This is a genomic window from Micromonospora sp. NPDC049497 (assembly GCF_044465805.1).
GTDB lineage: Bacteria > Actinomycetota > Actinomycetes > Mycobacteriales > Micromonosporaceae > Micromonospora.
The window spans coordinates 71175-92087 of sequence record NZ_JBITMC010000002.1 but is presented as its reverse complement, the minus strand read 5'-3'; the positions used below and the strand labels follow the sequence as shown (position 1 = coordinate 92087).

Below are 20913 nucleotides of genomic sequence, written 5' to 3'. Positions count from 1 at the left end.
CCTCCTCGACGACAACCGTCGAGGCGGACAGCGCCCGACCAGAGCGAGGTTCGATGCGCAGACCAATCGGCCGAAGGGCCGCCACCCACCTCAGTGTCCTCACCCTGCTCGGCGCGACGCTCGTCGCGGCCGGTGCCCCACCGATTTCCACGCTGGCGAGCGCCGCCGCGCCCCTGACCGCTCCCGCCCCAGTCAGTAACGGCATCGAGTACAAGGTCCTCGTCTTCACCCGATCCGCCGGTGGCAGCCACACCGCGACCGACGCCGGGGTCGAGGCGATCCGGCAACTCGGCGGCGAGCGTCGCTTCACCGTCGAAGTGACCGACGACGCCCGCAAGTTCGACGCGCCCCACCTCAAGCAGTTCCGCGCCGTGGTGTTCCTCAACACCGCTGGCGACGTCCTCAACGACACCCAGCAGGCCGCGTTCGAGCGGTACTACCGTGACGGAGGCGGCTTCGTCGCCGTCCACTCGGCGATCGAGGCCGAACCCGGCTGGTCCTTCCTGGACAACGTGCTCGGCGCCCGGGCGAGCGGGGCCGCCACGGCGGCGGCCCCGGCCACCGTCACCGTCGCCGACCGGGTGCACCCCGCCTCGGCGAACCTGCCGGAGCGGTGGCGGCACACGGACCGCTGGTACAACTACACCACCAACGTTCGGGGCGTCTCGCACGTGCTGGCCACGGTGGACGAGAAGACGTACGCCGGCGGGTCGATGGGCTTCGACCACCCGGTCACCTGGTGCAAGGACTACCAGGGCGGCCGGTCGTTCTACACGGGTCTCGGTGCCACTCCGGACAGCTTCTCCGGCACCGACCTGCGCGCCCACCTCGGTGGGGCGATCCAGTGGGCGGCCGGGGTGACCGACGGCGACTGCGGCGCGACCGTGCTCGCCAACTACCAGATGACGGTTGTCGGGGCCCAGCCCAACGTCAACGAGCCGATCGGCTTCGACGTGCTCCCCGACGGACGGGTGCTCCAGACCGACCGGCGTGGCGGCGTACGCCTGCACGACCCGGAGAGCAACCGGACCACCGTGCTGGCGCAGATCCCGGTCTACACCCACAGCGAGGACGGCATGTACGGCCCGGCGATCGACCGGGACTTCGCCACCAACCGGTGGGTCTACCTCTACTACGCGCCCCCGCTGGACACCCCCACCGGAGGCGCGCCGACCACCAGCACCGACCCGACCACGTGGGACCGGTGGAAGGGGTACTTCCAGCTGTCCCGGTACAAGTTCGTCGACGGGGAGACGCCGTCGCTCGACCTGGCCTCGGAGCAGAAGATCCTCCAGGTGCCGGTGGACCGGGGCGCCTGCTGCCACGTGGCCGGCGACATCGCCTTCGACTCGAAGAACAACCTCTGGCTGGTCACCGGCGACGACACCCCGTCGGGCGCGGGCGGCTCCGGTGGCTTCTCGCCGCACAACGACTCGGTCAGCGCGACCGGCGTGTACCAGGCGCCGTTCGCCGACGCCCGGCGCAGCTCCACCAACACCAACGACCTGCGGGGCAAGGTCCTGCGGATCACCGTGGGCGAGGACGGGTCGTACACGGTTCCGGAGGGCAACCTCTACCCGGCCGGTACGGAGAAGACCCGGCCGGAGATCTACGCGATGGGCCTGCGGAACCCGTTCCGCATCACCCTGGACAAGAACGACGTCGCCTACGTCACCGACTACTCCCCCGACTCGTCCACCGCGGCGGTGGGCCGTGGCCCCGCTGGTACCGGCCGGATGATGGTCGTCGACAAGCCGGCCAACTACGGCTGGCCGATGTGCGTGCAGCCGAACCTGCCGTACATCGAGATGAACTGGACGACCAGCCCGATCTCGCCGGTCGCGCCCTTCGACTGCGCGGCGCCGCGGAACACCTCGCGGCACAACACCGGGCTGACCGCCCTGCCGGCGGTGGAGAAGTCCGAACTGTGGTACTCCTTCCAGGCACCCACCCCGTGCCCGGAGTCCTACCTGTCCACACCGACGCAGACCTGCCCGGTGCTCTTCCCGGAACTCGGCACCGGCGGTGTCGGACCGCACGGCGCGGCGCGCTACGACTACGACCCGGAGCTGAGGTCGGAGACGAAGTTCCCCGCGTACTTCGACGGCGCGATCTTCTTCGGTGAGTTCACCCGGGACACCCTGAAGGAGGTCCGGCTCGACTCGCAGGGCGACATCCTCAAGATCAATAACGTGTTGAACTGCGGGCAGGCGCCCACCTCGCCCACCAAGCCCTTCCTGTGCGACAACCCGATGGACATGCGGTGGGGCGCGGACGGCAACTTCTACCTGCTGACGTACGGCGACGGTTTCTTCAACGTCAACCCGGACGCGGCGATGCTGAAGTTCAGCTACGTCAAGGGGCTGCGAGCGCCCAACGCGGTGCTCACGGCGACGCCGACCAACGGCATTGCGCCGCTGACGGTGGCGTTCTCCAGTGAGGGCTCGAAGGACCCGGACCCGGCGGACTCCATCTCGTTCGCCTGGGACTTCGACGGCAACGGCACCACCGACTCCGTCGACCCGAACCCGACGCACACCTACACCGCCAACGGCGTCTACACCGCACGGCTGACGGTGACCGACTCCAGCGGCAAGAGCGCGTCGGCGAACACCACCATCACGGTCGGCAACACCGCTCCCACGGTGACCGTGCACACCCCCGCCGAGGGCGGCTTCTTCAGCTGGGGCGACGACATCCCCTGGACGGTCACGGTCACCGACCCCGAGGACGGGCCGGTCGACTGCGCCAAGGTGGAGGTCACCTTCGTGCTCGGCCACGACGAGCACGGGCACGGTGAGGCCAACCAGTTCGGGTGCTCGGGCGTCCTGCCCACGGACCCGGACGACGCCTCCCACGGCGGCTACATCTACGGGGTGGTCAGCGCCTCGTACACCGACGGCGGCGCCAACGGACAACCGGCGCTGACGACGGTGGACCAGCAGATCATCCAGGACAAGCGGCAGCAGGTGGAGTTCGCCCGCGACGAGTCCGGCACCACCGTCGGCACCAGCGCCGACACCGGCGGCGGGCAGCAACGGGGCAGCCTCGACCCGGGCGACTGGATCGCGATCAACAACACGGTCGACCTGCGCAACATGGGGTCGGTGACGCTCCGGACGTCCGGCGGCAACGCGGCGACCGCCGGGCAGCCCCGGTTCGCCGTCCAGCTGCGGCTGGACTCGCCGACCGGTCCGCTGCTGACCACCGCCACGGTCAACGCGACCACCGGCAACAACGCCTTCACCAGCACCACCGTGCCGATCAGCGACCCCGGAGGCCCGCACCGGCTCTACCTGGTCTTCGCCACCGTTCCCGGCGGCCCGACCAGCGGCTTCGGCAACCTCAACTGGGTCGAGTTCAGCGGTCAGGGCGTCGGCGTCACCCCCTGACGGACCACCGGCCGGGCCGCCGCACCGGCGGCCCGGCCGGACAACCTCGGGGTCACCACCCCGGTGGCCCCGCTCCGCACCACCCGCACCAGCACCGAGAGAGGCATCAGATGAACGACAGTCAGCACGGAATGAGCCGGCGCCGGATGCTCGGCGCCCTGGCCGGCGTCGCCGGCGCGGCGGCGGTCGGCGCCGCCGGCTGGACCCCGGCCGCCGGCGCGGACGGCAACGGCCTGCTCGTCCCGACCGGCAAGCGCGGCATCATCCTCTACAGCGTCCGGGACCGGATCAGCGCCGCCCCGGACGCCACCGGGGTGCCGTACGGGTTCGAGCGGGTCCTCGCCCGACTCGCCGAGATCGGCTACAAGGAGGTCGAGTTCGCCGGCTACAACCAGAACGTCGGCATCCTGGGCCGGCAGATCACCCCCGCGGAGATCCGCAAGATCCTGGACGACAACGGGCTGCGCGCCAACGGCTCGCACGCCTCCATCCCGGGCTCCGTCACGCCGGACACGATCGCCGCGTTCGAGCGGACGCTCGACACCGCCGAGATCCTCGGCATGACGCACGTCGGCACCGGTAGCGACCCGACGAACAGCAACTACAAGACCGACTGGGACGCCGCCGCCGACCGGTGGAACACCTTCGGCGAGATGGCCGCCGCCCGCGGGCTGAAGCTCTACACGCACAACCACGACGCGGCGTACAACTTCCTGCTCGACAGCGGGCCGCTGGACGCGCTGGGCCGCCCGACCCGGTCCTCCGGCGTCCGGAAGCTGGAGTACTTCATCGGCCTCACCAACCCGGAGTGGGTGTGGTTCGAGATGGACATCTTCTGGGCGCACGTGGCCCGGCACCGGTGGCACACCTACGTCGACCCGGACGGCGTGCCGCAGACCGACGTCTTCGACCCGCTGGCCACGGTGGCGGCCCAGCCGATCCGGTTCCCGCTGTTCCACGCCAAGGACGGCGCGTTCAACCCGGCGACCACCAACGGGTACGACATGGTGCCGCTCGGCCAGGGCGACATCGACTACGGCGGCTTCTTCGCCAACATGGGCGCGAAGGGCTACCACAACCCGATGTGGGAACAGGACAACGCACCGGGCGGCGCCGCCGACCCGGGCCGGTCGCTGCGCTACGCCGAGGTGAGCTTCCAGCACATGTCGGGTCTGCGGGGCTGACGGACCCGACCGTCGCGGGGCCACGTCCGGGTTCACCGGGCGTGGCCCCGTTCGCTACGCGGGGGAAACACCGCCGTGGCAGACTCGCGGCCGGGAGGTGATGGCGATGGTGTCGGTCCGGCCGGAGACCACGGACCAGGCGCGCCTGGTCACGCTGCTGCGCGACGACGGCCCCCGCTCACGGGTGGAGCTGGGCGACGTGCTGGGTCTGCCCCGTGCACGGCTCGCCGCCGAGGTGGAGCGGCTCGTCGAGGCCGGCCTGGTGGAGGCCGCCGGTCCCGCCGCGTCCCGCGGCGGCCGGCGCTCGTCGCTGTTGCGCCTGGGGCGCGGGGTGCGCTTCGCCGGCGTCGTCGTCGGTACGCGGGACCTCGTCGTCACCGTCACCGACGGGGAGCTGACCCCGCTCGCCGAGCTGCGGGAACCCGTCGACGTACGGCAGGGACCGGAGCCCGTGGTCCGGCGCGCGGTCGAGCTGATCGCCAAGCTCCGGGCCGAGCTGGGGCTCGGCCGGCTCACCGGCGTCGGCGTGGCCCTGCCCGGGCCGGTGGACGTCCGGGAGGGCATGCCGATCTCGCCGCCGCTGCTGCCCGGCTGGCACCGGTTCCCGGTGCGCGACACCATCGCCGCCGAGCTGGGCACTCCCACGCTGGTCGACGACGACGCCAACGTCGGCGCCCTCGGCGAACGGCACGCCGGCGTGGGTCGCACCTTCGACGACTTCCTCTACCTGCGGCTCGGCGCCGCTGTCGGCTGTGGCCTGGTGCTCGGTGGCGGCCTGCACCGGGGCGCCACGGGCAGCGCCGGCGACATCGCGCACCTGCGCCTGACCGAGGACGGCCCGACGTGCGTGTGCGGCGAGGTCGGCTGCCTCCAGGCGTACTGCGGCGACAGCGGCCTGATCGGCGCGGCGCTGGCGGCGGCGGACGCGGGCCGCTCCCCCGCGCTGGCCGCCCGGTTCGACGAGGCCGGCACCCTGACCGTGGCCGACCTCGCGGCGGCGGCCGGCGCGGGTGACCCGGCCGCCCACGGCGTGGTCCGCGAGGCGGGACGGCGGCTCGGCCAGGTGCTGGTCGGGCTGGTGAGCTTCGTCAACCCCGCGATCGTGATCATCGGCGGTGCGCCGGCCGGACTCGGCCACGCGCTGCTCGCCGAGGTCCGCGCCCTCGTCTACCGCCGGTCGGCGCCCTTGGCGACCGGCACGATGTCGATCGTCCTGTCGGACCTGAACGAGCGGGCGACGGTGGTCGGCGCCGCCCGGCTGATCAGCGACCACGCCTTCACGGCGGGCTGAGCCGGGGCCGGCCGGAGTCGAGCCCCGGCCGGCCGCGGCACCTCAGTCCTTGCTGCTGCTGAACGCGGCGTCGAAGGCCGCCGAGGGTGCGTCGAAGGCGAGCCGGCGGACGAACTGCAACGCCTCCGGCGCCCCGACGAGGCGGTCCATCCCGGCGTCCTCCCACTCGATGGAGATCGGGCCGTCGTAGCCGATCGCGTTCAACGCGCGGAAGCAGTCCTCCCAGGGCACGTCGCCGTGGCCGGTGGACACGAAGTCCCAGCCCCGCCGCAGGTCGGCCCAGGGCAGGTGCGAGGAGAGCCGGCCGCGCCGGCCGTCCCCGGTGCGCACCTTCGCGTCCTTGCAGTCGACGTGGTAGATCCGGTCGGCGAAGTCGAAGATGAAGTTCACCGGGTCCAGCTCCTGCCAGACAAAGTGCGACGGGTCCCAGTTGAGCCCGAACGCCGGCCGGTGACCGATCGCCTCCAGGGTGCGCTTCGTCGTCCAGTAGTCGTATGCGATCTCGCTCGGGTGCACCTCGTGGGCGAACCGCACGCCCACCTCGTCGAAGACGTCGAGGATCGGGTTCCACCGGTCGGCGAAGTCCTGGTAGCCGCGCTCGATCATCGACGGTGGCACCGGCGGGAACATGGCGAGGGTGTGCCAGATCGACGAGCCGGTGAAGCCGACGACCGTCTTCACCCCGAGCTTCGCCGCCGCGCGGGCGGTGTCCTTGATCTCCTCGGCGGCCCGCCGGCGTACGCCCTCGGGCTCGCCGTCGCCCCAGATCCGGGCCGGGAGGATGTCCTGGTGCCGCTCGTCGATGGGGTGGTCGCAGACCGCCTGGCCGACGAGGTGGTTGGAGATCGTGAAGACCTGGAGGTTGTGCTTCGCGAGGGTCTCCCGCTTGCGGTCGACGTACGAGTCGTCGGCCAGCGCCTTGTCGACCTCGAAGTGGTCGCCCCAGCAGGCGATCTCCAGACCGTCGTAGCCCCACTCGGAGGCGAGCCGGCAGACCTCGTCGAACGGTAGATCGGCCCACTGGCCGGTGAAGAGCGTGATGGGTCGCGCCATTGTCCTTCTCCCCTGTCGTGATGGGGATTCCGTAGTGCGGGACCGGGGCGAGGGATGACCGGCCGAGCCGGTGCGGCGGCGGACGGGCACGGACCGGTGGGCACGGGGATACGCACCTGGGCCCGACGGGTTGCGCCTCCCGCCGGGTCACCGGCCACCTGCTCGGTCGCCGCCCCCACTCTATTTCCGCCGGGGCGCACAGCGGAAGGCCCCCTCCGGTCAGGCGTCGCGGCGGCGCAGGAGCACGGTGGCGGCGCCGACGAGGACCACCAGCCAGCCCACGAACACCGCCGCCCCGGCACCCGGGGAGAGCAGGTCCGGGTTGGACGAGATGGACATGAACGCCTCGCCGGCGTTGGAGGGCAGGTACGGCGAGACCGCGTCGGAGACGCTCTCCGGCAGCAGTGAGATCACGCCGGGCACGACGAGGAGCAGCGCCACCACGGTGGTGATCGCCCCGGCGGTGTTACGCAGCAGCGCGCCCACGGCCATCCCGAGCACGCCGACGCCGGCCAGGTAGAACGCCGCGCCGAGCACCGACCGCAGCACCCCGTCGTCGCCGAGGGAGATGCCCTCGTCGCCGAGGATGCCCTGCGCGCCGAGGAAGGTCAGCAGGGCGGTCGGCACCAGCACCGCGAGGGAGACACCGGCGAGGACGGCGATCTTCCCGACGAGCACGGGCCAGCGCTTCGGCACCGCGGCCAGCGAGGAACGGATCATCCCGGTGGAGTACTCGCCCGCGACCAGCAGCACCCCGAGGGTGCCGACCAGCAACTGGGCGAGGTTGACGCCGCCGAGACTCGCGCCCAGCGGGTCGAGCGAGGAGGGGCCGCCGGGCGGTGCCGGCGTGCCGGGCTGCGGCGGGTTGTCCGCCAGCACGGCGGAGAAGGCCAGGCCGAGCCCGGCGAGCAGGGCGACGGTGGCGATCAGCATGATCACCGACGAGCGCAACGAACGGAACTTGATCCACTCGGCGCGTACCACCCGCGCGGGGGTGACCTTCGCGTCGGCAGGGACGGTGTCGGTGGCTCGGGTCAGGGTTTCGGTGCTCATCGGGCGGTCCTTCCGGCAGCGGTGGGCTCGGCGGTGTACTCGACCGCGTCGCGGGTCAACGTCATGAACGCCTCCTCCAGCGAGGTCTGCTGGGAGGACAACTCGTGCAGGGTGAGGCCGGCGGCGGCGGCCCGGTCGCCGACCTGCTCCCGGGTCAGCCCGGTGACCTCCAGCAGGCCGGGTTCGCCGCCGGTCACCGTCACGTCCGGGCCGACCAGCAGGTCGCGCAGCGTTGTCGCCTGCGGCGAGCGGACGCGTACGGTGTCGTGCGCGGCCTGCGCGACGAACTCGGCGACGGACACGTCGGCGATGAGCCGGCCCCGGCCGATCACGATCAGGTGCTCGGCGGTCATCGCCATCTCGCTCATCAGGTGCGACGACACGAAGACCGTCCGGCCCTCGGCGGCGAGGCCCCGGAGCAGGTCCCGGATCCAGCGGATGCCGTCCGGGTCGAGGCCGTTGACCGGCTCGTCGAGCATCACGACCTTCGGGTCGCCGAGCAGCGCGGCGGCGATGCCGAGTCGCTGGCCCATGCCGAGGGAGAATCCGCCGGCCCGCTTGTCGGCCACCTCGTGCAGGCCGACCAGGTCGATCACCTCGTCGACGCGGCGGCGGCCGATGCCGTGGGTGGCGGCCATGGCGAGCAGGTGGTTGCGGGCGGTACGGCCGGTGTGCACGGCCTTCGCCTCCAGCAGCGCGCCGATCTCCCGCAGCGGGGCGGCGTGGTCGGCGTACCGGCGACCGCCCACGGTGACGCTGCCCGAGGTGGGCGTGTCGAGGCCGAGGATCATCCGCATGGTGGTGGACTTGCCGGCGCCGTTCGGTCCGAGGAACCCGGTGACGAGGCCCGGTCGCACCTGGAAGGTCAGGTCGTCGACGGCGACCTTGTCGACGTAGCGCTTGCTCAGGTTGGTCACATCGATCATGCGACCAACGATCGCCCGCGTACTCGGGCCCCCGCGTCGGCCAGCGGCGGACACCTGGACGTACCGCGGACGCGGTAGGCGGATGCCTCCCCTACCGCGGCTGGACCAGACCGCTCTGGTACGCGATCACGACGAGCTGCGCCCGGTCCCGCGCGCCGAGCTTCGCCATCGCCCGGTTCACGTGGGTCTTCGCGGTCAGCGGGGAGACCACCAGCCGCTCGGCGATCTGCTCGTTGGACAGGCCGGTGGCGACCAGCGTGACGACCTCCCGCTCCCGCTCGGTGAGCACCCGCAACTGCTCGGGGGTGGCCTGCGCGTCCGGCTCGGGCTGCGTCAGGAACCGGGCGATCAGCCCACGGGTGGCCTTCGGTGACAACAGGGCGTCGCCGGCGGCGACGGTACGGATGGCGTCCAGCAGCTCGGCCGGATCGACGCCCTTGCCGAGGAAGCCGCTGGCACCGGCCCGCAGCGCCTCGAAGACGTACTCGTCCACCTCGAACGTGGTCAGGATCAGCACCCGTACGCCGGCCAGGGCCGGATCGGCGGTGATCTCCCGGGTGGCGGCGAGCCCGTCCAGCTCGGGCATCCGGATGTCCATCAGCACCACGTCGACAGGCGTCGCGCGGAGCTGGTCGACCGCCTCCCGCCCGGTCGCCGCCTCGCCGACCACGGTCAGGTCGGGCGCGGAGTCGACGAGCACCCGGAACCCGGCGCGGAGCAGCTTCTGGTCGTCGGCCAACAGCACCCGGATCGTCACTCGGCCGCCTCCTCGGGCGCGGGCAGGTCCGCGCGTACCAGAAAACCGCCGTCGGGTCGCGGCCCGGCGGTGAAGGTGCCGCCGACCGACTCGGCCCGCTCCCGCATGCCGAGCAGACCCATGCCGGCACCCGGCGTGCTCCCGGGCCCGTCGGGTGCCGGCGGCGGCGAGCCGGCACCGTCGTCACGTACCTCGATGGTGAGGCCGGCGGCGTCGTAGCGCAGGCGGACCGCGACGGCCGCGCCCGGCGCGTGCTTGTGGGCGTTGGTCAGGGACTCCTGGATGATCCGGTACGCGGCCACGTCCACCGCCGTGGGCAGCGGCCGGGGCTGCCCGGCCACGGTCCAGCGCACCGGCTGCCCGGTGGCGAAGCCCTCCACCAGCGCGTCCAACCGGTTCAGGCTCGGCGCCGGCTCGACCGGCGCGTCGGTCTCCTCGTCGCGGCGCAGCACCCCGAGCACGGTGGTCAGCTCGTCCAGCACGGTGCGGCTGGCCGCGCGGACGTGCCCGAGCGCCTCCTCGGCCGCGTCCGGCTGCCCGCGCAGGAGGTGGCCGGCCACCCCGGCCTGCACGTTGATCAGGGCGATGTGGTGGGCGACCACGTCGTGCAGCTCGCGGGCGATGCGCAGCCGCTCCTCGGCCACGCGGCGGCGGGCCTCCTCCTCGCGGGTCTGCTCGGCGCGAAGGGCCCGCTCCTCCAGCACCGCCACGTACGCCCGCCGGCTGCGCACGGCGTCACCGGCCGCCACGGCGACGCCGAACCAGAGCAGCAGCACCACCACCGCCGGGTCCACCCAGGAGACACCGAGCGTGACCACGGCCGCCGCGCCGACCACGACCGCGCTGACCGCGCCGGCCACGGCGGCGGTCCGCCGGTCGGTCCGGGTGGCGACGGTGTACGCGGCCAGCGCCACCGACAGCACGAACGGTCCCCGGGCCTGCTCCACCAGGATCGACACGGCCGCCGTGACGGTGACCGCCGCGAGCACCGGCAGCGGGTACCGGCGGCGCAGCACCAGTGCGGCGCAGGCGGCCAGGGCGATGAGCACCGCGCCGACGCCCAGCGGATCGCGGGGCGGCCCGCCCGGCGGGTCCACCGGCAGCAGGCTGACCAGGAAGAGCAGCGCGGCCAGCACGGCGTCACCGCCGGTCGGGTGCGCCCGTGCCACCCGACGCCACTCCGCGAGGCGTCCCATGCGGTCAAGGTACGGCAGCGGCCTCGCCGCCGACCGCTCCCACCCGCGATCACCCCGCCCCTGGCGGAGATCGGCTGGCCGCCTCCGGCGGGTCGCGCGCGGGGCGGTGGGAGTCGTGGCGGCCTGATGTCTGTGGGACATATTCATGTCACAGAGACATCAGGCGCTCGGGCGTCGTCGCGGCCGGAGCACGACAGCACGGGGCCCCTGCCGTGGCAGGGGCCCCGTGGGTGGGAGGAGGCCGAGTCGACCGGTGGCCTCAGGTCAGGGCAGGATCCACTTCTGGTTGGCGCCGGTGTGGCAGCTCCACAGGTGCACCGCGGTGCCGTCGGCGGAGTTGTTGCCCGACACGTCCAGGCACTTGCCCGACTGCGGGTTCTTCAGTGTGCCGTCGGCCTGCGCCGACCAGTTCTGGGCACCCGAGCCGTTGCAGGTCCACAGTTGGATCTTGGTGCCGTCGGCCGACCCGCCGCCGGAGACGTCGAGGCACTTGTTGAGGGCCTTGATCGTCGAGTTCGGCGTCACCGTCCACGTCTGCGCGCCCGAGCCGTTGCAGGTGTAGATCTGGATCTGCGTGCCGTCGGCCGTGCCACTGCTGCGCACGTCCAGGCACTTGCCGGCCAGGCCCTTGATCGGGCCGGTGCCCGGGGTGCCACCGGTCCCCTTCACCAGGGTGAAGTCGTCCACGTCGAAGAGCCCCGTACCCGAGCCGGTGAAGGTGAGGTAGAGGTTCTGGGTGCCCGACGGGACGTTGGACAGGTTCGTCGTGACGTCGGCGAAGGTGGTCCAGCTACCGGTGTTGGGCACCGCGACCGAGCCGAGCACGGTGCCGGTGGTCGAGCCGGTCCGCACCTGGATCGTGCCGCCCGGCCCGCCGGAGACGATCCGCGCCTTGAACGAGGTGACGCCGGTCAGCGAGACACCGTTGTACGCGGCCCAGTCACCCGGGTCGATGTAGCCGAGGGTCTGACCGCCGTTCGCACCGGCCTTGGTGAACGGGGTGACCCCGCTCTGCGAGCTGAACGACTCGGCCTGGATCGTGGTGTTCCCGGTCGGCGGCGGGGTGGTGCCCAGCTCCTTGATCCGGATGTTGCGGAACGACGCGTCGTCGCCGTTGCCGTGGTTCTGGATGCCGATGTGGCCGGCCAGCGACCGTGCCGGGTTGGTGTTGGTGAAGTCGTTGATCTTCGACCCGTTCAGGAAGACCTGGAGCCGCTCACCCTCGACGAGCAGCTCGTAGGTGTTCCACTCCCCCGGCGGGTTGAGCGCCGCGTCCCGGGCGGCGATGTCGGCGGACTTGAAGGTGTAGACGGCGCCGGTGGTGCGGTCGGCGGCGTCGGTGGCGTCGATCTGGATCTCGTAGCCGTTGTTCACCGCCGACCAGGGGTCGCTCGACGGCGGGAAGCCGATGAAGACGCCCGAGTTGCCGTCCCCGGCCAGCTTCCAGTCCAGCTTGAGCGAGTAGTTGGTGAACTCCTTCGCGCTGTACCAGAGCATGCCGAGCCCACCGACGGAGGTCAGCGTGGCGTCGGAGTTGGTGAAGCTGCCCGGCCCGGCCTGCGACCAGCCGGTGGTCGAGCCGTTGTAGAGGGCGGTGTAGCCGGTCTCCGCCCGGCAGTCGGCCTTCGTGCGGCCGGCCGCGTACCGGATGCCGCCGAGCAGGTGCGCGCGGAACGCCGAGTCGGCGTACGACGCCTGGGTGTGCCCGCCGCCGGTGTAGAAGGCCCGGCCGCCGCTGTAGGTCTTGCACCACGCGTGCGGATGGTCGGCGCCCATCGAGCCGCCCGAGTACGAGCCCTCGTCGAGGGTGGCCAGGACGCGGGCGGTGGAGCGGGCGTTGGTGGTGTAGTTGTACCACTCGTCGGTGCGGGTCCAGGTCTGCGGCAGGTGGGCGGTGGCCGCGTGCGCCCGGTTCTCCACCTTGACGTTCGCCTGCTGGATCGCCGGGTGCGAGGCGAAGTACGCCCCGACCAGGTTGCCGTAGAACGACCAGTTGTACTCGGTGTCGGCGGCGGAGTGCACACCGACGTAGCCTCCGCCGGAGCCGATGTACGACTCGAAGGCGGTCTGCTGGGTGGCGTTGAGCACGTCACCGGTGGTGTTGAGGAAGATCACCGCCTCGTACTGGGCGAGGTTGCCGGTGGTGAAGGCGGCGGCGTCCTCGGTGGCGGTGACGGTGAAGTTGTTCGCCGCACCCAGGTCCCGGACGGCCTGGGTGCCCACCGCGATGGAGTCGTGGCGGAAGCCGGCGGTCTTCGAGAAGACCAGCACGTCGTAGGCGGCGTCGGCAGCACTGGCCGGAGTGGCCGGGGTGGTGCAGGCCAGCACGGCGAGGGCGGCGGTGGCCACGCCGATCACGGATCGGAGGATTCTCATGGCAGGGTCCACTTCTGGTTGGCGCCGGTGTGGCAGGTCCACAGGTGCACCGCGGTGCCGTCGGCGGAGTTGTTGCCCGAGACGTCCAGGCACTTGCCCGACTGCGGGTTCTTCAGCGTGCCGTCGGCCTGCGCCGACCAGTTCTGCGCGCCGGTCCCGTTGCACGTCCACAGCTGGATCTTCGTACCGTCGGCCGACGCCCCGCCCGAGATGTCGAGGCACTTGCCCAGCGCCTTGACCGTCGAGTTCGGCGTCACCGTCCACGTCTGCGCGGAGGTGCCGTTGCAGGTGTAGATCTGGATCTGCGTACCGTCGGTGGTCGCCGCGTTGCGGACGTCGAGGCACTTGCCGGCGAGCCCGACGATCGGCCCGGTCCCGCCACCCGAGGAGCCGGTGGTGAAGGTGAACGAGTCGACGTCGAAGAGCGCCCCGGCGCCACCGGCGAAGGTCAGGTAGAGCGTGGTGGTGCCGGCCGGCGGGCTGGAGATGGTGCCGGTGACGTTCTGGAAGGTCTCCCAGGAGCCGGTGACCGGCACGGTGGCCGAGCCGAGCACGGTCCCGGTGGCCGAGCCGGCGCGGACCTGGAGGGTGCCGCCGGCGCCGCCGGAGGAGACCCGGGCGGTGAACGAGGTCGCGTTGTTGATCCGGTACGGCTCGAACGCGATCCAGTCGCCGTTGTCGATGCTGCCGACGGTCTTGCCGCCCTCGGCCGTCGCCTTGCTGTACTGCTGGATGCCCGAGGAGGTCTTGTAGTGCTCCGCCTGCCGCTTCTTCGGCTGGAGGGTGTGCTGCTTGTGGGTGGTCAGCCCACCCGCGTCGGTGTACTCGGCGTCGAAGATGGCGAAGATGTTCGCCGCGTCGTCGTGCTCACCGTCGACCGGGATCGTGATCGACCCGGAGCAGCCCTGCTTCGAGGTGATCTGGTGGCCGTGGCTGTCGTGCCCCAGCACGTACGTCATCTTGACCTTGGTGCAGTCGATGGTGCCGTCCTCCGGGTCGGTCACCGTGATGCTGAACGGCACGGTGTCCCCGTAGCTGAACAACTGGCCGTTGCCGGGGCTGGTGATGGTCACCGTGGGCGCGGTGTTGCCGACGCCGATCTGCACGTTCGCCGTACCGGTGGCGTTCTGCGGGTCCCTGACGGTCAGCGTGACGGTGTACGTGCCGTTGGCGGTGTACGTCTTGCTCGGGTTGGCCGCCGTCGAGGTGGTGCCGTCGCCGAAGTTCCACGAGTACGTCAGCGCGCCACCCTCCGGGTCCGACGACCCGGCCGAGGAGAAGTTCACGGTCAACGGGGCCGCGCCGGAGGTCTTGTCCGCCGCCGCGACCGCCGTCGGTGCCGCGTTGCCGCCGCCGATGTAGTCGTAGCGGTAGAGGGCGGAGTTGGCGTCGCCGTTGAAGTAGCCGGTGCCGTAGTCCAGGACGTAGAGCGCGCCGTCCGGGCCGAACGCCATGTCCATGACCTGCTTGCCGTTCCAGGGGAACGTCTCGATGGTGCCCGGTGAGCCGTCGGCGTTGAGGTGGATCGGCTTGACCCAGCCGCGCCCCAGCTCGCCGGCGAAGAACTGCCCGTCGAAGCCCTGCGGGAACTTCGTGGTGGACGGGTTCGACGCGCTGTACCGGTAGACCGGGCCGGCCATCGGCGACTCGGAGCCGCCGCCGAACTCGGGCGGGCTGCCGGCGTCACCGGCGTACCGGATCCAGGCCGCCTTCGCCCCCGGCAGGGTGGTCAGGCCGGTGTTGCGGAACGAGTTGTTGATCGGGCCGCCGGTGCAGTTGTACTTCGCGCCGGCCGTCCCGGCGGCGAAGTCCCACTCGGCGTACGTCTCGTTCGCGGTGTTGGTCCCGGTGCAGTACGGCCAGCCGTAGTTGCCGGGCCCGGTGACCCGGTTGAACTCGACCTGACCGCTGGGGCCACGGCTGGTGGTGGTGCCGGCGTCCGGCCCGTAGTCACCGACGTAGACGATGCCGGTGGCCTTGTCCACGCTCATCCGGAACGGGTTGCGGAAGCCCATCGCGTAGATCTCGGGCCGGGTCTTCGGGTCCGAGTCGACGAACATGTTGCCGGCCGGGATCGAGTACGTCCCGTTCGCGTTGACCTTGATCCGGAGGATCTTGCCGCGCAGGTCGTTGGTGTTGGCGGCACTGCGCTGCGCGTCGTACGCGGGGTTGCGGTTGGTCCGCTCGTCGATCGGGGCGTACCCGGCGGAGTCGAACGGGTTCGTGTCGTCACCGGTCGACAGGTACAGGTTGCCGGCCGCGTCGAAGTCGATGTCACCGCCGACGTGGCAGCAGATGCCCCGGCTGGCCGGGACGTCCAGGACGTCGACCTTGCTGCCGGTGTTGATGGTGAAGTCGGCGTTGAGCGTGAACCGGGACAGCCGGTTGACGCCGTCCCAGGCGGAGAAGTCGCTGCCCGTCGCGGGCGCGTCGCCGGACGGCGTGGACAGCGGCGGCGCGTAGTAGAGGTAGATGTGCCGGTTGGTGGCGAAGTTCGGGTCGACCCCGACGCCCTGGAGCCCCTCCTCGTCGTGGGTGTAGACGGCCAGGGTGCCGATGACGGAGGTGTTGCCGGCGGAGTCGGTCCGGCGCACCGTGCCGTTGCGGGCGGTGTGCACGACCGAGCGGTCCGGGAGCACCGCGATGGTCATGGGCTCGCCGACCTCGGCGGCCCCCTTGGCGAGAGTGACCTGCTGGAAGTCGGTGCCCACGATGGGGTGGGCGGAGGCGGCCGTGGGCCCGCCCAGTGCGGCGGGCCCGGCGCCGAGGGCGACCGTGCCGGCAGCGGCGGCCAGGACCAGCGCGGCGCTGGCGGAGAACCATCGTCGGTTGCGGTGGGGAGTGGTGGAGTCCGATGTGGACATATGGGGGGGTCCCTTCCTGACGAGTGATCTGCCAGGGCGGGCGCGCGCCGTCGCGCCGAATGCCGTAGCGGGAGGATGCAGGCCTGCCGGGTGCCGACCCGGCCGGCCGTGACGACCGGTGGCCGGCGGGCCACGCGGAGATCACCAGTCGATGGGTTCCCGCGCCGCCGGTTCACCTCGACGAAACACCGTTGCGATGGCCACGACATTAAGTCGCATCCGTCGATGTGTCCATACCTTCCGGCCGCCCAACATGAACTTTTGTCTATGGAAGCAAAAGTTCCGGGAGAGCGGTCTCAGAGAGGACGGTCGACGGCCTGCGCCGCGAGGGACGTGAGCGCCGCACGGGCGGACTCGTCCAGTGGCGCGTCGACCAGGGCCGCCAGGGCCGCCTCGGCCCGTACGCGGATCATCTGCTCGATCTTCTCCCGTGCGCCGGTGCTCTCGATGATGCCCCGCAACTCGGCGGCGCCGTCGGCGTCCAGCGCCGGGTTGCCGAACAGCTCCCGCAGTCGCGCCGTCTGCGCCCGGTCGGCCGCGTCCCGGGCCAGGGCCATCATCACCGTCGGCTTGCCCTCGCGGAGATCGTCCAGGACGGACTTGCCGGTCACCGCCGGGTCCCCGAAGACGCCGAGGACGTCGTCGCGGAGCTGGAACGCGTCACCGAGCGGATCGCCGAACTCGGCCAGCGCGGCGACCAGCTCCGGCGCCGCCCCCGCCAGCGTGGCCCCGATCTGGAGCGGCCGGGTCACCGTGTAGCGGGCGCCCTTCATCCGGATCACCGTCAGTGCGCTGGCCACCGAGCCGTCGCCGACGCCGGACACGAGGTCCAGGTACTCCCCCGCGATCACCTCGGTCCGCATCAGGGCGAAGACCGCGTACCCCCGGTGGATCGCGTCGGCGCTCAGGCCACACTCGTGGAACATCTGGTCCGACCAGGCGGCGCAGAGGTCACCGCAGAGCAGCGCGGTGTTGCGCCCGTACGCCTCGGGGTCCCCGCGCCACGACGAGCGGGCGTGCAGGTCCGCGAAGAGCCGGTGCACCGACGGTTCACCCCGACGACGGTCACTGCCGTCCAGGATGTCGTCGTGGATCAGCGCGAACGCGTGGAACAGCTCCAGGGCGGCGGCGGCCACCACGATGGGGCTGCCGTCCGACCCGCCGGCGCCGCGCCAGCCCCAGTAGCAGAAGAGCGGGCGCAACCGCTTTCCGCCGGCCAGCACGAACCGGTTCAGGGCGGTGAACACGCCCCGGGGGGCGCCGTCCGGCCAGTCCGGCCCCTGCCGGTCGAGGAACGCGGCCAGCTCCGCGTCGAAGCGGGCCCGCAGCCCGCTCACGTCGGTCGGTTCGGCGGTGACCGTCACGACGCCTCCCCGGTCGGGTGGGGCGCCGCCGGGGCGCCGGCGCGGTCGGACAGCCCGGCGAGGTGCAGCAGCAGGGCCTTGACCTCGGTGGCGGCGATCCGGTCGCGCGCGGCCGACGCGTCGGAGCAGAGCAGCACCGGGCCGTCCGCCGGGTCGGCCGGCAACCGGCCGTGCGAACCACGCACCGCCCGGGCCCCGGCGTCCAGCCCGACGGCGCTCATCAGGTAGCGCATCCCGAGCTTCTTGCGGGCCAGCGCGACGGCGGCCCGCCGCTTCGCCGCGCCCGGGGCGGCCGGGTCGAAGAACAGCTCCGCCGGGTCGTACCCGGGTTTGCGGTGGATCTCCACCAGCCGGGCGAAGTCGGGTGCCCGGCCGTCGTCGAGCCAGTAGTAGTACGTGAACCAGGCGTCCGGCTCGGCCACCAGCACCAGTTCCCCGGCGCGCGGGTGGTCGAGCCCGTGCGTGGCCTTGCCGGCCTCGTCGAGCACCTCGGCCACCCCCGGCAGGCCGGCGCAGAGCTTCGCCACCGCCGGCACGTCGGCCGGGTCCTTGACGTAGACGTGCGCGACCTGGTGGTCGGCCACCGCGAAGGCCCGCGACGTCCACGGGTCCAGGTACTCCATCCCGGCCTGTGTGTGCACCCGCAGCAGCCCCTCGGACCGCAGCAGGCGGTTCACGTCGACCGGCCGGGACACGTCGGTGATGCCGTACTCGGACAGGACCACCACGGTCGTGTTCCGGTCCCGCGCGGCGTCCAGCAGCGGCGCGAGGACACCGTCCAGTTCGGCCGCCGCGGCGGCGGCCCGGGGCGACGAGGGCCCGAAACGTTGCAGGTCGTAGTCCAGGTGCGGGACGTACACCAGGGTCAGGTCCGGTGCCTGCTCGGTGAGGATCTGCTCGGCGGCCCGGCAGATCCACCGCGAGGAGGGCAGGCCGGCCGTCGGTCCCCAGTAGGTGAACAGCGGGAAGGTGCCGAGCCGGTCGGTGAGCGCGTCGTGCAGCTCCGGCGGGTCGGTGTAGCAGTCCGGCTCCTTGCGCCCGTCGGCGCGGTACACCGGCCGTGGGGTGACCGTCCAGTCGACGTCCGCGCCCATCGCGTACCACCAGCAGACGTTGGCCACCGTGTAGCCCGGCCGCGCCCGGCGGGCCGCCGTCCACAGCTTCTCGCCGCCCACCAGGGCGTTGTGCTGCCGCCACAGCAGCACCTCGCCGAGGTCCCGGAAGTACCACCCGTTGCCGACGATCCCGTGCTCGGCGGGGAGGGCCCCGGTGAGGAAGGTCGACTGCACCGAGCAGGTCACCGCCGGCAGCACGGTGCCCAGCTCCGCCCGGAACCCACCGTCGGCCACCGCCCGCAGGCGGGGCATGTGCGCCAGCAGCCGCGGGGTCAACCCGACGACGTCCAGCACCAGAAGTCTTCTCATACCGCCACCTCGCGTCGATCGGTGAGCCCCAGTGCGACCAGTTCGTCGCGGGCGAAGGCCAGTTCCGCGGCGATGCCCGCCGCCAGCTCCGCGTCGGTGCGCGGGCGCCGCGCCGCCGGCAGCACCCCCCAGGTGTACGTCTCGACGTCGAGGTGGTCGCAGCCGGCGACCGGACCGGCGAACAGCTCCGTCAGCGCGGCGCGCAGCACCGGCAGGGTCGAGTTCAGCGGTGGTTCTGGCGGCGCGTGCAGCGGCACGTGGTAATGCACCCGCCACGGGCCGGGCAGCCCCGCGTCCAGCGCGGCGTCCAGGTCATCGGCGCTGTGCACCGGGTCGGCCGGGTCCGCCGCGGCCCCGCACCCGGCGGACCGGGTCTGGTGCAGGAAGCGCGGCTCGACCCAGCGGCGCAGTGCGTCCGTCGTACCGGCCGGCGCCTCGATCGCGGCGGAGACCTGCACCTTGACCACCGGCAACCCGGCCGCCGCCAGCCGGGTCAGCGCCGTCGCCGGGTCCTCCCAGGCGCAGGCCAGGTGGGCCAGGTCCAGGCAGATCCCGAGCCGGTCGGTGTCCACGCCGGCCAGCAGCGAGCCGGCCTGCCCGGTGGTCTCCACGACGCACCCCGGTTCCGGCTCGAAGCCGACCCGGACCGGGCGGCCGGTGTCCCGCTCGACCGCGGCGAGACCGGCCGCCAGCCGGTCCAGCCGGTGCCGGGCGGCGTCCGCGCGCGCCGCGTCCCAGGGCTCCCGCCAGGCCAGCGGCAGGGTGGAGACCGATCCGCGCGCCGCGTCGTCCGGGAGCAGGTCGGCCAGCACCCGGGCCAGGTCCAGGGTGTACGCCAGCCGCGCGTCGGTGGTCCAGTCCGGGTGGTACACGGCGCCCTTGACCACCGGGGCCTGGAAGGCCGCGTACGGGAAGCCGTTGAGGGTGACCACCTCCAGACCCCGCGCGGTCAGCTCGGCACGCAACCGGCGGCGCAGCGCGGGATCGGCGGCCAGTTCGGCCGCGACCGGGGCGGCCAGCCACAGCCCGAGGCCGAGCAGGTCGACGCCGAGCCGCTCGCGGACCGGCCGGGCGTGGCTGTCCAGCTGGGCGACGATGCCGGCGAGGTCCTCGGCCGGGTGCACGTTGGTGCAGTAGCCGAGGTGGACCGTGGTGCCGCCGGCGTGCCGCAGCCGCATCAGCTGCCGCCGCGCAGGATCGAGTTGCCGGTCTCCGGGTCCACCGCGGCCAGGTCCTCGTCGCGCAGGTCGAGCCGCCCGGACTGGCCGTAGAACTCGACCGGGTTGCGCCAGAGCACCCGGTCGACGTCGTCGTCGGTGAACCCGGCCAGCAGCATCGCCTCCCCGGTCGCCCGGGTGAGCAGCGGGTCCGAGCGCCCCCAGTCCGCGGCCGAGTTGACCAGCATCCGCTCGGTCCCGTACGCGCGCAGCAGCTCGACCATCCGCGGCGGCGACATCTTCGTGTCCGGGTAGATCGAGAAGCCCAGCCAGCAGCCGCTGTCCCGGACCAGCTTGACGGTCACCTCGTTGAGGTGGTCGACCACGACCCGGCCGGGGTCGATGCCGGACTCGGTGACCACGGCGAGGCTGCGCTCCACACCCCGGGCCTTGTCCCGGTGCGGGGTGTGCACCAGCGCCGGGAGGCCGTGGGCGACGGCCAGGGCGAGCTGCGCCGCGAAGGCCTCGTCCTCCTCCGGCGTCATCGAGTCGTAGCCGATCTCGCCGACCGCCACCACGCCGTCCTTCTCCAGGTAGCGGGGCAGCACGTCGAGCACCGGGCGGCAGCGCGGGTCGTTGGCCTCCTTCGGGTTGAGCGCGACGGTGGCGTGGTGCCGTACGCCGAACTGGCCGGCCCGGAACGGCTCCCAGCCGATGAGCGAGTCGAAGTAGTCGGTGAACGAGCCGACGCCGGTGCGCGGCTGCCCGAGCCAGAAGGCCGGTTCCACCACCGCGCGGACCCCGGCGGCGGCCATCCGCTCGTAGTCGTCGGTCGTCCGCGACGTCATGTGGATGTGCGGGTCGAAGATGCGCATG

Annotated in this window: 15 protein-coding genes; 3 read left to right on the top strand and 12 right to left on the bottom strand. The window is 72.3% G+C overall.

What is annotated here, in order from left to right:
- Positions 1–53 precede the first annotated feature (53 nt).
- Complete coding sequence (locus tag ACIBR0_RS03680; protein WP_396712532.1) at positions 54–3392, top strand: ThuA domain-containing protein; 3339 nt, start codon at positions 54–56, stop codon at positions 3390–3392.
- Here the strand turns inward: ACIBR0_RS03680 and ACIBR0_RS03675 are convergent.
- Positions 3368–3499: a hypothetical protein gene (locus ACIBR0_RS03675; protein WP_396712531.1), complete on the bottom strand. Its 132-nt coding sequence runs from the start codon at positions 3497–3499 to the stop codon at positions 3368–3370. The genes ACIBR0_RS03680 and ACIBR0_RS03675 overlap by 25 nt on opposite strands.
- 3 nt (positions 3500–3502) lie before the next feature.
- Between ACIBR0_RS03675 and ACIBR0_RS03670 the strand changes: the two genes are divergently transcribed.
- Together ACIBR0_RS03670 and ACIBR0_RS03665 are read left to right on the top strand one after the other, a co-directional pair.
- On the top strand, positions 3503–4576 hold the full coding sequence (locus ACIBR0_RS03670) for a sugar phosphate isomerase/epimerase family protein (protein ID WP_396712530.1): 1074 nt from the start codon (positions 3503–3505) through the stop codon (positions 4574–4576).
- A 106-nt stretch (positions 4577–4682) separates the two neighbouring features.
- A complete protein-coding gene (locus tag ACIBR0_RS03665; protein WP_396712529.1) occupies positions 4683–5867 on the top strand; it encodes an ROK family protein in 1185 nt (394 codons plus the stop codon).
- Between the two features lie 42 nt (positions 5868–5909).
- Here ACIBR0_RS03665 and ACIBR0_RS03660 read toward each other — a convergent pair whose 3' ends face one another.
- The 11 genes from ACIBR0_RS03660 to ACIBR0_RS03610 all read right to left on the bottom strand — a co-directional run bounded on the left by ACIBR0_RS03660 (position 5910) and on the right by ACIBR0_RS03610 (position 20912).
- On the bottom strand, positions 5910–6920 hold the full coding sequence (locus ACIBR0_RS03660; RefSeq protein WP_357038449.1) for a sugar phosphate isomerase/epimerase family protein: 1011 nt from the start codon (positions 6918–6920) through the stop codon (positions 5910–5912).
- A gap of 219 nt (positions 6921–7139) precedes the next feature.
- A complete protein-coding gene (locus ACIBR0_RS03655; RefSeq protein WP_396712528.1) occupies positions 7140–7973 on the bottom strand; it encodes an ABC transporter permease in 834 nt (277 codons plus the stop codon).
- Positions 7970–8899, bottom strand: coding sequence for an ABC transporter ATP-binding protein (locus tag ACIBR0_RS03650; protein ID WP_396712527.1), 930 nt, complete (start codon positions 8897–8899; stop codon positions 7970–7972). The genes ACIBR0_RS03655 and ACIBR0_RS03650 overlap by 4 nt, the downstream gene beginning before the upstream one ends.
- A gap of 91 nt (positions 8900–8990) precedes the next feature.
- Positions 8991–9656 (bottom strand): response regulator, encoded by a 666-nt coding sequence (locus ACIBR0_RS03645; protein WP_396712526.1) that lies wholly within the window; start codon positions 9654–9656, stop codon positions 8991–8993.
- Positions 9653–10852 (bottom strand): sensor histidine kinase, encoded by a 1200-nt coding sequence (locus ACIBR0_RS03640; protein WP_396712525.1) that lies wholly within the window; start codon positions 10850–10852, stop codon positions 9653–9655. Before ACIBR0_RS03640 ends, ACIBR0_RS03645 begins: the two co-directional genes overlap by 4 nt.
- A 264-nt stretch (positions 10853–11116) precedes the next feature.
- Positions 11117–13228: a ThuA domain-containing protein gene (locus ACIBR0_RS03635; protein WP_396712524.1), complete on the bottom strand. Its 2112-nt coding sequence runs from the start codon at positions 13226–13228 to the stop codon at positions 11117–11119.
- Positions 13225–16092, bottom strand: coding sequence for a carbohydrate-binding protein (locus ACIBR0_RS03630; RefSeq protein WP_396712523.1), 2868 nt, complete (start codon positions 16090–16092; stop codon positions 13225–13227). Before ACIBR0_RS03630 ends, ACIBR0_RS03635 begins: the two co-directional genes overlap by 4 nt.
- 296 nt (positions 16093–16388) lie before the next feature.
- Entirely contained in the window at positions 16389–17456 is a 1068-nt protein-coding gene (locus ACIBR0_RS03625) for a polyprenyl synthetase family protein (RefSeq protein ID WP_396712522.1), read from the bottom strand.
- A complete protein-coding gene (locus ACIBR0_RS03620) occupies positions 17453–18880 on the bottom strand; it encodes an alkaline phosphatase family protein (RefSeq protein WP_396712521.1) in 1428 nt (475 codons plus the stop codon). The genes ACIBR0_RS03625 and ACIBR0_RS03620 overlap by 4 nt, the downstream gene beginning before the upstream one ends.
- Entirely contained in the window at positions 18877–20058 is a 1182-nt protein-coding gene (gene eboE, locus ACIBR0_RS03615) for a metabolite traffic protein EboE (RefSeq protein ID WP_396712520.1), read from the bottom strand. The genes ACIBR0_RS03620 and eboE overlap by 4 nt, the downstream gene beginning before the upstream one ends.
- Positions 20058–20912: a TatD family hydrolase gene (locus tag ACIBR0_RS03610; RefSeq protein WP_396712519.1), complete on the bottom strand. Its 855-nt coding sequence runs from the start codon at positions 20910–20912 to the stop codon at positions 20058–20060. Before ACIBR0_RS03610 ends, eboE begins: the two co-directional genes overlap by 1 nt.
- Position 20913: the final 1 nt, after the last annotated feature.